This window comes from Streptomyces sp. NPDC002125 (assembly GCF_053593715.1).
Genome location: NZ_JBSFDD010000055.1, coordinates 1 through 12659 on the forward strand (window position 1 = coordinate 1; position 12659 = coordinate 12659).

General features: G+C 70.6%; 8 protein-coding genes. 6 read left to right on the forward strand and 2 right to left on the reverse strand.

Annotated features, from left to right (window positions below; translation table 11 throughout):
- Positions 1–108: 108 nt before the first annotated feature.
- A complete protein-coding gene (locus ACWCQM_RS40425) occupies positions 109–2460 on the reverse strand; it encodes an AbfB domain-containing protein (protein WP_450920051.1) in 2352 nt (783 codons plus the stop codon).
- An 83-nt stretch (positions 2461–2543) separates the two neighbouring features.
- Positions 2544–4988 (reverse strand): beta-L-arabinofuranosidase domain-containing protein, encoded by a 2445-nt coding sequence (locus ACWCQM_RS40430; RefSeq protein ID WP_450920052.1) that lies wholly within the window; start codon positions 4986–4988, stop codon positions 2544–2546.
- Between the two features lie 467 nt (positions 4989–5455).
- On the opposite strand from ACWCQM_RS40430, the gene ACWCQM_RS40435 reads away from it, so the two are divergent.
- The 6 genes from ACWCQM_RS40435 to ACWCQM_RS40460 all read left to right on the forward strand — a co-directional run bounded on the left by ACWCQM_RS40435 (position 5456) and on the right by ACWCQM_RS40460 (position 12454).
- Complete coding sequence (locus ACWCQM_RS40435; protein ID WP_267077490.1) at positions 5456–6541, forward strand: ABC transporter substrate-binding protein; 1086 nt, start codon at positions 5456–5458, stop codon at positions 6539–6541.
- Between the two features lie 103 nt (positions 6542–6644).
- Positions 6645–8252 (forward strand): sugar ABC transporter ATP-binding protein, encoded by a 1608-nt coding sequence (locus tag ACWCQM_RS40440; protein ID WP_450920053.1) that lies wholly within the window; start codon positions 6645–6647, stop codon positions 8250–8252.
- On the forward strand, positions 8249–9247 hold the full coding sequence (locus ACWCQM_RS40445; protein ID WP_267077491.1) for an ABC transporter permease: 999 nt from the start codon (positions 8249–8251) through the stop codon (positions 9245–9247). Before ACWCQM_RS40440 ends, ACWCQM_RS40445 begins: the two co-directional genes overlap by 4 nt.
- Positions 9244–10287: an ABC transporter permease gene (locus tag ACWCQM_RS40450; RefSeq protein ID WP_450920054.1), complete on the forward strand. Its 1044-nt coding sequence runs from the start codon at positions 9244–9246 to the stop codon at positions 10285–10287. The genes ACWCQM_RS40445 and ACWCQM_RS40450 overlap by 4 nt, the downstream gene beginning before the upstream one ends.
- A gap of 65 nt (positions 10288–10352) precedes the next feature.
- On the forward strand, positions 10353–11390 hold the full coding sequence (locus tag ACWCQM_RS40455; protein ID WP_450920055.1) for a LacI family DNA-binding transcriptional regulator: 1038 nt from the start codon (positions 10353–10355) through the stop codon (positions 11388–11390).
- On the forward strand, positions 11390–12454 hold the full coding sequence (locus tag ACWCQM_RS40460; protein WP_450920056.1) for an aldose epimerase family protein: 1065 nt from the start codon (positions 11390–11392) through the stop codon (positions 12452–12454). Before ACWCQM_RS40455 ends, ACWCQM_RS40460 begins: the two co-directional genes overlap by 1 nt.
- The last annotated feature ends 205 nt before the right edge of the window (positions 12455–12659 follow it).

A 12659-nucleotide genomic window follows, 5' to 3' on the forward strand; every position in this document is an offset into this window, starting at 1 on the left:
ACCGCATACAACCACCCCCGCCCCCCTTCACGTGGGGGGCCCGGGGGGGGGCGGGGGGGGCCCCCCCCCCGGGCCCGCCGGTGCGCTACTGCGTGTCAGGGTGCCGGATCAGGGAGCCCAGGGTGAGTCCACCGACCAGGTCGTGTCCTCGGTGAAGGTCGCCGGGTTGTCCCACGCGTGACCGCCGCCCGGGGTGGCGAGCCACACCTCGGAGCCGATGTGCCGCAGATAGCTGCCGGGCAGGTTCGCGCTGGAGAACCTCACCCCGCCGCTGCCCGCGACCGCGCACCAGGTGGCGTCGGCCTTGAAGAGCGCCGAGCCGTCGTTCGCGTCGCGGCGGACCCGGAAGTCCCGGTGCCTCAGGTACTCGCCGGGGTAGTTGCGGGACTCCAGCGAATAGCAGTTGCTGTTCGCCAGGCCGGTGACGACCTTCCAGGTGGCGTCGCTCTTCAGCAGCGCGCTGCTCGCGCCGTCGACGGCCGCGGTGTAGGCGAGCGCCTCGGAGTGCCGCAGGTACTTGTTGGTGTGTCCAGGCGTGGTGACCCGCAGCGACGTGTACTGCCCGGTGGGGAGCGTGACCGGCGGTGCGGGCGTCTTCGACGCCTGGATGAGGGCCTGGTTGGCGGCCTTCACCCGGGCGGTGTCGACCTTGACCACCTGGCGGTCGTAGGTGAGCAGCCCGTTCGCCTCGTTCTCGACGTCCGTGATCTCCGTGTAGACCGAGGCGGAGAGCCCGGCCGGGAGCTGCCCGACGCGGATGGCGTCCAGAAGCCCCACGAAGCGGTTGTTCAGCGCGGCGACGCTCGCCTGGTCCTCGTAGCTGAAGCCGCCGCCCGGGTACCACTCGTGGCCGGAGACCTTGTACCCGAGGCCGCCGAACTCACCGAGCACGGCGGCTCTGGTCGAGGTCGGTGCCGTGTTGCCCGGGCCGACGTAGATGTGGTTGTCGACCACGTCCCCGTTGCCGCCGTCCACGGAGCCGCAGCAGTTGACCCCGCTCATGTTGTTGACCAGCCGGGACGGGTCGTACGCCTTGACCTCGTTCGCGATCCTGGCCTGGTCGTACTGCCCCCAGCCCTCGTTCTGGTTCACCCACATGACGAGCGAGGGCGAGCTGCGGTGCTGGTCGATGACCGCGTGGTACTCCGCCTCCCACTGGGTCCGCGCCGCGCTGTCGGGAGTCTTGCCGGTGTCCATCGCCGGCATGTCCTGCCAGACCAGGAGGCCCAGCTTGTCCGCCCAGTAGAACCAGCGCTGCGGTTCGACCTTGATGTGCTTGCGGACCATGTTGAAGCCCAGGTCCTTGTGGGCCTGGAGGTCGTACTTGAGCGCCGCGTCGGTCGGCGCCGTGTAGATGCCGTCCGGCCAGTAGCCCTGGTCGAGCGTGCCGCTCTGGAAGACGAACTTCCCGTTCAGGACCGGGCGCAGGATGTTGTCCACCTTCGCGATCGCGATGGACCGCATGCCCGCGTAGCTGCCCACCGTGTCCACCACGGCGGTGCCGTCCAGCAGGTCGGCGCGTACGTCGTAGAGGAACGGGTCGTCCGGGCTCCACAGCCTGGGGTTCGGCACGGGCACGGAGATGTCGCTGCCGGGCGCCCCGGTCGCCGTACCCACGACGGTGCCACCGCTGGAGACGGTGATCCGGGCGGTCCTGCCGCCCCCCGAGGCCGCCTGCGCCTTCACCCGCAGGGTGCTGCTGCCGAGGTCCGGCGTCATGTCAAGCCGGGTGATGTGCGACGCGGCGACGGGCTCCAGCCAGACCGTCTGCCAGATCCCCGAGGCCGCGGTGTAGAAGATACCGCCGCCCGCGTGCGGGTTCACGTCGTTGATGCGCTGCTTGCCGACGGCCTGCCCGCCGGTCTGCGTCGGGTCGTACACGGAGACGACGACCGTGTTCGTCCCGCCGTTGAGCTGCGGGGTGATGTCGTACGAGAACGAGTCGAAGCCGCCCTTGTGGGCGCCGACCTGGGTGCCGTTGACCCAGACGGTGCTCTGCCAGTCGGACGCGCCGAAGTTGAGCACGGTCCGGCGGCCGTTCCAGTTCGACGGCACGGTGAAGGTGCGCTTGTACCAGAGCTTGTCGTTCTCGGTGATCTTCCGCTTGATCCCGGAGAGCGAGGACTCCGCGACGAACGGGACCCGGATCTGCTCCGGGAAGGACGCCGGCTGCCCCGCGTCGCGGCCGGTCACCGCGAAGTCCCAGATGCCGTTGAGATTGGCCCAGTCGGGGCGGGTGAGCTGGGGGCGGGGATATTCGGGAAGCGGGTTGTCGACGGAGACCTGGTTCGTCCAGGGCGTCGTCATCGGCGCCGGCTTCGGGGTCCAGGCGGCGGGCGCGGCGGCGGCCGGAGCCGTGCCGGCGCCCACCAGGGCGGTGGCGATCAGGGCGAGCAGGCCGGTGCCGGCGGTTAACCGTCTCCACCAGGTGCTGCGGTGTGGCGCGGGTGCGGTGGTCATCGCGGATCTCCTTGTGGGAGGGAAGAACTCCACGCGCCGGAACGGCGAGTGGAGTGTCCGAAGGGACGGCAGGGCGCTGCCGCTCAGAGGAGCTGCCAGAGATGGTCGGCCGTTCCGTTGTCGTCGTACTGGACGACATGGGCGCTGTCGGCGGTGGACATTCCGTCCACGCCGAGAACCTTGCCCGAGTTGCGGTTGCGAACGCGGTACCAGTCGTCCTGGTCGGGAACCAGCTGCCAGAGGTGGTCGGCGGTGTCGTTGTCGTCGAACTGCACGACATGGGCGCTGTCGGCCGTGGACATCAGGTCGACACCCAGCACCTTGCCCGAGTGCTGGTTGCGGATGCGGTACCAGCCGTCGCCGTTGGCCACCAGCCGCCACAGGTGGTCGGCCGTCCCGGTGTCGCCGAACTGGACGACATGGGCGCTGTTGGCCGTGGACATCAGGTCGACGCCCAGCACCTTGCCGGAGTGACGGTTGGCGATCCGGTACCAGCGGTCCGCGAGCCAGGCAGCCGCGTCCGGGCTCGCCGTCGGGAAGGACGTGATCCGCAGCCGCGCCGCGCCCATCGGGACGAGCGTGACCTCCTCGACCGGCTCGGTGCTGCGAGCGGGGCTCGCCTGGAGGGGCGCCACCACGTGCTCGTCGTCGGCGCTCCACTCGGGGATGCGACGGGCGCGCGCGGTCATCACGAGCGGGGTGTTCTCCAGGGTGAAGGGGTTGTCGCCGGGAGCGCGTCCGGTGGAACGGCGGTGCAGCGAGTCCGTGGGGCGTGCGCCGTCCAGGACGAGGCCGTAGTTCCACGGGGTGGTGGCGTGGACGGCGTACTCCGGGAACTGCTCGGTGCCGCCGATGCGTTCGTACGCCTCCCCGATGCGCAGGGAGTAGGTCAGCGGCCCGTGGTCCACGCTGACCGAGCCGTGGTTGCCGGCCCAGGTGCGCACGGTGGTCCGTTGCGGCAGGCGCAGGGTGACCCGGTCGCCGTCGGCCCAGGTCCGGTCGATCCGGGTGAACGCGGGCCCGGCCGGGGCGGTGACCCGCTGCCCGTTCACCCTGATGTCGGGCTCGGCGCACCAGGCGGGCACACGCAGCACCAGCGGGAAACGCAGCCGCCTCGGGGCCCTGAGGGAGAGGGTGACCGTGTCCGTGAACGGGTAGCCGGTCTCCTCCGTGAAGGTGACCTCCGTGCCGTCCGCGACCTTCGCGGTGACCTCGCAGGGCGCGTACATCGCCGCCGCGAGACCGTTGTCCGGGGTGGCGAGCCAGAGCTCCTCGACGAAGTAGGGCCAGCCCATGCCGTAGTTGTGCGGGCAGCAGCGGTACTGGTCGACGCCCGGCAGGAACGCCTGCATCGCGAAGCCGTTCTGGAACTGGCGGTCCCTCTTGGGGACGTTGTCCAGGTCGACGCTGTTCGCACTCGTGACGTAGTGGATCGCCTTCCCCGACGGGTCCAGCGAGGCGGGCAGCGAGTTGAACGCCAGCTCCTCGCAGCGGTCCGCCCACAGGGGGTCGCCCGTGATCCGGGTGAGCAGCTGGTGGCTCGCCATGAACTCGACGATCCCGCACGTCTCGAAGCCCTGCCGGGGGTCCCCGTGTCCCGGCCGGGCGTTCTCGTCCCCGGCGAAGCCACCTCCGGGGAACTGCCCGTACTGGTCCATGGCCTTGGCGTACGTCCCGTAGGTGTCCCGGGTGTCCTGCCGCGCGCCGCTGCGCAGGGCGTACTGGGCGGGTTCGCGGAAGCCCTGGGCGATGTTGACGTTGTGCGGGTTGACCAGGTTGTCGCCCCAGTCGGCCCCGTAGCGGTGGATCTTGTCGGCGAGGTCGAGCAGGAAGGTGTCGCCCGTGCGGTTGAACAGCCAGTACACGCTGTCGAGGCCGTCGCCCCAGCGCAGCGCGATCCAGCTGGTGTCGAAGGCGCCGGGGCCCTGGGCGTTCATGTACCGGAAGAACCTGCTGAGGAACGGGATGATCCGGCTGTCGCCGTCGTACTCCTGCCATGAGCGCAGCGCCTGGATCAGCGGCAGGAAGGGCCAGAAGTCGGGGCCGCCGTTCAGCGAGGTCCGCAGGGACTTCGGGCCGAAGAAGCCGTCGGACTGCTGGGTGGTGAGGACCGCGTCGATCCATCGGCGGGTGGCGGCCAGGGCCTTCGCGTCACCGGTGACGATCGCGAGGTCGGCGTATCCGCGCAGCCAGTAGGGGACCTCCTCCCAGCCTCCCTTGTCGGGGCGGACCCAGCCGGAGTCCTCGAAGTCCAGGAAGTGCGAGAACTCCTCGTACCGGCCGCAGAGTCCGTCGAGCTGGAGCCCGAGCTGGCCGGCGAGCCAGCCCCGGGCGGTGACCCGGCCGGGCGGGAGCTTCAGGAAGGCCGTCGGGTGCAGGGGAGCGGCGTTGGGGGAGTAGTGGCCGCCCCGCGCGGCCCGCACCGTGTGCCCGGCGGCGGTCGCGGTGGCGGCCCAGCGACCCGCCGAGGTGACCGCCGCGGCGGTGACCAGGGCGCCGGTCATGAGTTGTCTGCGGTTCAGGGACATCGTGGGGGCTCCGCTTCTGCTCTGCCGGACGGGGAGAGGCGACCGGCCCGGACGGGGCCGGCGCATGACGAAGATGGCCGTCGCGCCCGGACCTGATGACACGACAACGTTTCTGCAACGTTGGAAAATTGATGTCGGCGGTATGACAGCACGCGGTCAAGCTGGTGTCCAGGGGTGGCGCGGCACCTGGTGCTCCGGGAGGCCCCGCGGGGCCACATCTCCCGTACGACACATTTTGGAAATGCGTCGACAACGCTCTTGCCGCCCGCGCCACCTCGCCTATATAACGTTGTAAACCGAGCCGCCGAGAGGCCGAACAAGTCCTCACGGCCCCCCGTTTCCGCAGCTGGAAGCGGTTCCGTGAGGGATACGTCGTCATCTGCCGCCGAGCGGCCGATGCACCGTCCCGCCATGCCCGACCGCACGCCGAACGGCGTGCCGTCACCTCGCCAAGGAGCGTCCCGCGCATGATGACCCAGCGTCGATCCCGTACCCTCGCCGCGGCCTGCCTGCTCGCCGTCACCGCCACGCTGGCCGTTTCCGGCTGCTCCAAGTCGGAGACCACGGACAGCGCGGGCGGTGACAGCAGCCAGGGGGCTCAGGCGGCGAAGTCCCCCGAGGCCGCCTCCGGCCCCGGCTGTTCGCTGCAGAGCTACGGCGCACCCAAGATCGACCTCAAGAACGCGGTGGTCGGCTTCTCCCAGTCGGAGAAGGAGGCCAACCCCTTCCGCATCGCCGAGACCCAGTCCATCAAGGACGAGGCCGCCAAGATCGGCGTGAAGAAGCTGCTCACCACCAACGCGCAGTCGCAGCTGTCCAAGCAGATCAGCGACATCCAGGACATGCTGTCCCAGGGTGCCCAGTTCCTCATCATCGCCCCGCTGAACTCCGACGGCCTGGAGCCCGCGCTCAAGGCCGCGGCGGCGAAGAAGGTGCCGGTCCTCACCATCGACCGCAAGGTCAACTCCAAGGCCTGCGAGGACTACGTCGCCTTCCTCGGCTCCGACTTCGTCGAGCAGGGCAAGCGCGCGGCCGACGCGATGATCAAGGCGACCGGCGGCAAGGGCAAGGTGGCAATCCTCCTCGGCGCCTCCGGCAACAACGTGACCACCGACCGGACCAAGGGCTTCGTCGACCAGATCGCGGCCGAGGCGCCCGGCATCGAGATCGTCGCCCAGCAGACCGGCGAGTTCGCCCGCGACAAGGGCCAGCAGGTCATGGAGCAGCTCATCCAGTCCAAGCCCGACATCACCGCGGTCTACGCGGAGAACGACGAGATGGGCCTCGGCGCCGTCACCGCGCTGAAGGCCGCGGGCAAGAAGCCCGGCAAGGACGTCAAGATCGTCTCGATCGACGGCACCCGCAACGCCGTCCAGGCCCTGGCCAACGGCGAGTACAACGCCGTGATCGAGTCCAACCCGCGCTTCGGGCCCCTCGCCTTCGCGACCGCCCAGAAGTTCTACGGCGGCGAGGAGATCCCCGAGAACGTGATCATCACCGACCGCGCCTACGACGAGACCAACGCCAAGGATTCCCTCGGCGGGGCGTACTGATCCGCGCCTGAACCCAACGGCCCCCGGCCGCCATGGCTCCCGTGACAGGGCCACGGCGGCCCCCGGGCCCTCATCCTTGGACAGCGGAAGGCCGAGAACACCCATGGCACCACCCGAAGCAGTACCTCAGGCACCGGAGGCGGCCGCGTCCACGGCCTCCGCCGTGCTCGAAGCCCGCTCGGTGAGCAAACGGTTCCCCGGCGTCGTCGCCCTCGACGACGTCACCTTCTCCCTGCGCGCGGGGGAGACCCACGCGCTGGTCGGGGAGAACGGCGCCGGCAAATCCACCCTCATCAAGGTGCTGACCGGCGTGTACCGGCCCGACGGCGGCGAGCTGCGGATGTCCGGCGAGCCCGTCAGGTTCGCCCGGCCGTTCGAGGCGCAGCAGGCCGGGATCTCCACGATCTACCAGGAGGTCAACCTCGTCCCCCTGATGAGCGTGGCGCGCAACATCTTCCTCGGCCGCGAACCCAGGAACCGCTTCGGCCTCATCGACTTCGGCCGCATGCACCGGGAAGCGGGCGAACTGCTCGACGGTTTCGGCGTACGCGTCGATCCGCGCCGGCCCCTGCACACCCTGGGCATCGGGACCCAGCAGATGGTCGCCCTCGCGCGGGCCGTCTCGGTCAACGCCCAGGTCGTCATCATGGACGAGCCCACCTCCTCGCTCGAACCGCGCGAGGTGGAGACCCTCTTCCGGGTCATCGGGAACCTGCGCGACCAGGGCATCGCCGTCCTCTACGTCAGCCACCGCATGGACGAGCTCTACCGCATCTGCGACCGGGTCACCGTCCTGCGCGACGGCCGCCACATCCACACCGGCGACCTCGCGGACCTCGACCGGATGCGGCTCGTGTCGATGATGCTCGGCCGTGACCTGTCCGAGGTGCGCCGCTCCGGTGTCACCAGCTTCGCCGCCGAGGGGCACGAGGCCGCCCGTACGCCCGTCCTCACCGCGACCGGGCTCACCAGCCGCCTCCAGCTCCACGACATCTCCGTGTCGCTGTACGCGGGCGAGGTGCTCGGCCTCGGCGGGCTCCTCGGCTCGGGGCGCAGCGAGACGGCGAAGGCGCTCTCCGGGGCGCTGCCCCTGGACTCGGGTGAACTCACCGTCGACGGAACCCCGTTGAAGCGGCTCACCCCGGCCGCGGCCATCCGGGCCGGCATCAGCCTGCTGCCCGAGGACCGCAAGGCCGAGGGGATCGTCCCCGGTCTCTCCGTACGCGAGAACATCGTGCTGGCCGCGATGCCCCGGCTCTCACGGGCCGGTGTCGTCTCCCGCGCCAAGCAGGACCGGATCGTCGACATCTTCATGAAGCGTCTGCGGATCAAGGCGTCGAGCCCCGAACAGAAGGTGGGCGAACTCTCCGGCGGCAACCAGCAGAAGGTGCTGCTGGCACGCTGGCTCTGCCTGGAGCCCAAGGTCCTGCTGCTCGACGAGCCCACCCGCGGCATCGACGTCGGGGCCAAGGCCGAGGTCCAGAGCCTCATCGACGACCTCGCCCGCGAGGGCCTCGCCGTCCTGCTCATCTCCTCGGACATCGAGGAACTCATCGAAGGCGCCGACCGGATCGTCGTCCTGCGCGGCGGAGCCGTCGCCGGTGAGCTGTCCGGCGACGACGTGGCCGAGGACCGGCTGCTCGAAGTGCTCGCCGACCACGCGCCGCAGCAGGCGGACGGGGCCCCGGCCACCCAGGAGGACCCCCGATGACCCAGACCGCCGTCGCCCCTCCCGCGAAGGACGACACACCCCGCAAGCCCGTGAACCCGCTGGCCCGGCTGCGTGATCCCGCCTGGTACCAGAGGTACGGCGTCTATGTGGCCGTGGCCGTGGTGCTGCTCTTCAACGCCCTGTTCACCGAGCACTTCATGACCGCGGACAACTTCCGCACCCAGCTCGTCCAGGTCGCCCCCATCGTCATCGTCGCCCTGGGCATGGCCCTGGTCATCGGCACCGAGGGCGTCGACCTCTCCGTCGGCTCGACCATGGCGCTCGCCGCCGCGTTCCTGCCGCTCTACCTCGGCTACGGCCTCGTGCCCGCGCTCGTCGTCGCCCTGCTCGCGGGCGCGGTCGTCGGAGCGGTCAACGGCGCCCTCGTCTCCCTCGTCGGCCTCCAGCCCATCGTGGCCACGCTCGCCCTCTTCGTCGGGGGCCGCGGGCTCGCCCTCGTCATGGCCGACGGGCAGCTCAAGCAGATCGTCAACCCCGACCTGCTCTCCCTGGGCACCGGCTCCTTCCTCGGCGTACCGCTGGTCGTCTGGATCGCGGGAGTGCTCGCCGTCGCCGTCGCCTTCCTTGTGCAGCGCACCACCTTCGGCCGGCAGATCGTCGCCATCGGAGGCAACCGCTCCGCCGCCGCGCTCGCCGGACTGCCCGTCAAGCGGGTCCTCATCGGCGTGTACGTGCTGTGCGGGGTGCTTGCCGCGCTCGCCGGGATCCTCGCCACGGCCCGGCTCACCGCGAGCGACCCCTCCTCGCTCGGCACCCTCATGGAACTCTCCGCCATCACGGCGGTCGTGGTCGGCGGCACCCCGCTCAACGGTGGCTCCGTACGGGTGCTCGGCACCGTCGCCGGCGCCCTGCTGATGCAGCTCCTGCGCGCCACGCTCGTCAAGCACGACCTGCCCGACTCCACCGCACAGATCGCCCAGGCGGCCATCATCATCGCCGCCGTCTACGTCGCCCGGGAGCGTCGGTCCCGATGAACGAAACCAAGCCCCTCACCGCCGCCCCGGCCACGGTGCCCCCGAAGACACCCGTGGCCCGTCCCGCCGCCGGCCCCGAACAGACCGGCCGGCAGCGCGTCACCGAACTCCTGCAACGCCAAGGCGTCCTCGCGGTCCTGCTCACCGTCGTGATCGCCGCCTCGTTCATCTACCCGACCTTCGCGTCGCTGGACAACGCGCGCGGCATCACCATCCAGGCGTCCTTCCTCGCCGTGGTCGCGCTCGGCATGACGATGGTCATCATCACCGGCGGCATCGACCTCTCCGTCGGCTCGGTGTTCGCCCTCGGGGGAGTACTCGCCGCCTGGGCCTCCCAGTACGGCTTCCTCGCCGCGCTGCTCCTGCCCCTCGCGGTCTGCGGTGCGATCGGCCTGCTCAACGGGCTGCTGATCGCCCGGGGCAACATGGCCCCCTTCATCGTCACCCTCGCCACCCTGCTGGGCGCCCGCGGACTGCTGCTCACCCTCACCGACGAGGGCGCCACGACCTATCTGGTGCCCAAGGGCTCCGCCTTCGGTGAACTCGGCCAGGGCAGTGTCTGGGGATTCGGCTACCCCATCCTGATCGCGGTGGTGCTCTTCGGCGCCGGCGGCATCGTCCTCCAGCGCACCTCGTTCGGGCAGACGCTCTTCGCCGTCGGCGGCAGCAGCGACGCGGCGACCCTGATGGGGCTCCCCGTCGCCCGTACGAAGATCCTCGTCTACACCCTCAGCGGCCTGCTCGCCGGACTCGCCGGCGCGCTGAACGCGGCCAGGCTGTCCTCCGGCGTCACCATCGTCGGCGTGGGCATGGAGCTCGACGCGATCTCCGCCGTCGTCATCGGCGGCACCCTGCTCATCGGCGGCGCGGGATCGATCAGCGGCACCCTCTGGGGCGTGCTGCTGCTGGCCGTCATCCAGAATCTGATCAACCAGATCGGCTCGCTCAACTCCTCGTACCAGTCCGTGGTCAGCGGCGGCTTCCTTATCGTTGTGGTCGTGGCCCAGCGCTATCTGGCGCGCAGTCGCAGAAGCACCTGACGACGAGCCGCCGGTCGAGGGCCGGAGCACAGACCGAGCCGAGCCGAGCCGAACCAAGGAGTGCCGTGGGCGTCAGCCTCAAGGACGTTGCACAACGGGCGGGCGTGTCCATCAAGACCGTGTCGAACGTGGTGAACAACTATCAGCACGTCACACCCGCGATGCGCGCCAAGGTGCAACAGGCGATCGACGAGCTCGGCTACCGGCCGAACCTCACGGCCCGCCACCTGCGCAAGGGCCGCACCGGCATCATCGCCCTCGCCGTACCGGAATTCGGAAACCCGTACTTCGCGGAACTCGCCGGGGCCGTCATCGACGCGGCAGCCCGGCACGACTACACCGTCCTGGTCGACCACACCGCCGGCCTCCGGGAGAAGGAACTCCTGGTCAGCCAGGGCTTCCGCTCCCATGTGATCGACGGCCTCATCCTCAGCCCCATCCACCTGGAGACCGAGGACCTCATGGCGCGCAACGAGACGGCGCCCCTGGTCCTGCTGGGTGAGCGCGAGTACGAGGCCCCGTACGACCACATCGCCATCGACAACGTCGCAGCGGCCCGCGCCGCCGTACGCCACCTCATCGGCCAGGGCAACCGCCGGATCGCCTTCCTCGGCTCACGCACCGGGCGCGAACGCCAGCCCGCCCATCTGCGGCTGCGCGGCTGGCGCGAGGAACTCACCGCCGCCGGGCTCACCCCGGACGAGTCCCTCGTCGTCGTCACCGACGGATACGGCCGCGAGGACGGCGCCGCGGGAATGGCGGAACTCCTCGACCGGGGCGAGCGCCCCGACGCCGTCTTCGCCTACAACGACCTCATCGCCATCGGCGCGATGCGGATCATCGGCGAACGCGGGCTGCGCGTCCCGGACGACATCGCCGTCGTCGGCTTCGACGACATCGAGGAGAGCCGCTACACGACCACCACACTGACCACCATCGCCCCCGACAAGGAGGCCATCGCGCGACTGGCCGTCGACAGCCTCGTCGAACAGCTCTCCGGCGCACCCGTCGCCGAACCACGCAGGCCACGCCCCGGATACCGCCTCGTCGTCCGCGAATCCACCACGCCCGGGCCGCACCCCGGCCCCACAGAGGAACTCTGATGCCGCGCCCCACCGTGCACAGCACCCCCTTCGGTACCGTCCACGGGACCGAGACCCACCTGTGGACCCTCGACAGCGGTACGGGAGTCCAGGCAGGCGTACTCACCTACGGGGCCTCCCTGCACAGCCTCACCGTGCCCGACACCACGGGCACCACCGCGTCCGTCGTCCGCTCGCTCGCGAGCCTCGACGACTACACCGCCAAGCACCCGTACTTCGGCGCGGTCGTCGGCCGTTACGCCAACCGCATCGCGCACGGCCGCTTCACCCTGGACGGGACCGAGCACCACATCCCCGCCAACGACCGCGGCCACGCCCTGCACGGCGGGCCCGAGGGCTTCCACACCAAGGTGTGGGAGGCGGAGGCGGACCGCACCGAGGACAGCGTGTCCGTCCGGCTCACCCTGCACAGTCCGGACGGCGACATGGGATTCCCCGGGGCGCTGGACTCCACGGTCACCTACACCCTCGACACCGCCGGCACCCTCGCCGTCGACTACGCCTGCGCCACCGACCGGCCCACCGTCGTCAACCTCACCAACCACGCCTACTTCCACCTGGCCGCCCACGGCGACGTGCTCGGCCACCGCCTGGAGGTCGACGCCGAGACCTATCTTCCGGTGGACGGCGGGGGAATCCCCCTGGGACCGCCCGCCGAGGTCAGGGGCACCCCCTTCGACCTGACCGAACCCCGCGTCCTGGCGGAACGGCTCGGCCACGACGACCCGCAGCTCCGCGCTGCGGGCGGGTTCGACCACTGCTGGGTGCTCCGGGACACCGGCGGCGGTCTGCGCCTCGGCGCACGTCTCACCGCGCCGGAGGCCACCCGCGTCCTGGAGGTGTGGACGACCGAACCCGGCATCCAGGTCTACACCGCGAACCAGCTCGACGGCTCGTTCACCGACGCGACGGGCCGCCGCCACGAACGCCACGGCTCGGTCTGCCTGGAGACCCAGCACCTGCCCGACTCGCCGAACCGGCCCGACCTGCCCAGCACCGTGCTGCGCCCCGGTGAGACGGCGCGCAGCCGCACCGAACTGCGCTTCACGCACCTGCGCAACTGATCCGGCTCCGCGGCCACCGGAGCGGGCATCGCCGGACCGGCCGCCGGAACCACGAGGAAAGCCTCCCGCACCGGCCCTGCGCAGGGCCGGTGCGGGAGGTGCGAACCAGGCGTGACGGGCGCGCCCGGCACGCCGCCGGTGACATCAGATAAGTGCCCGCGGTGCCGATGTTCCCCGGCGCGGCGGTGTTGCCGCCGCGGTCGCG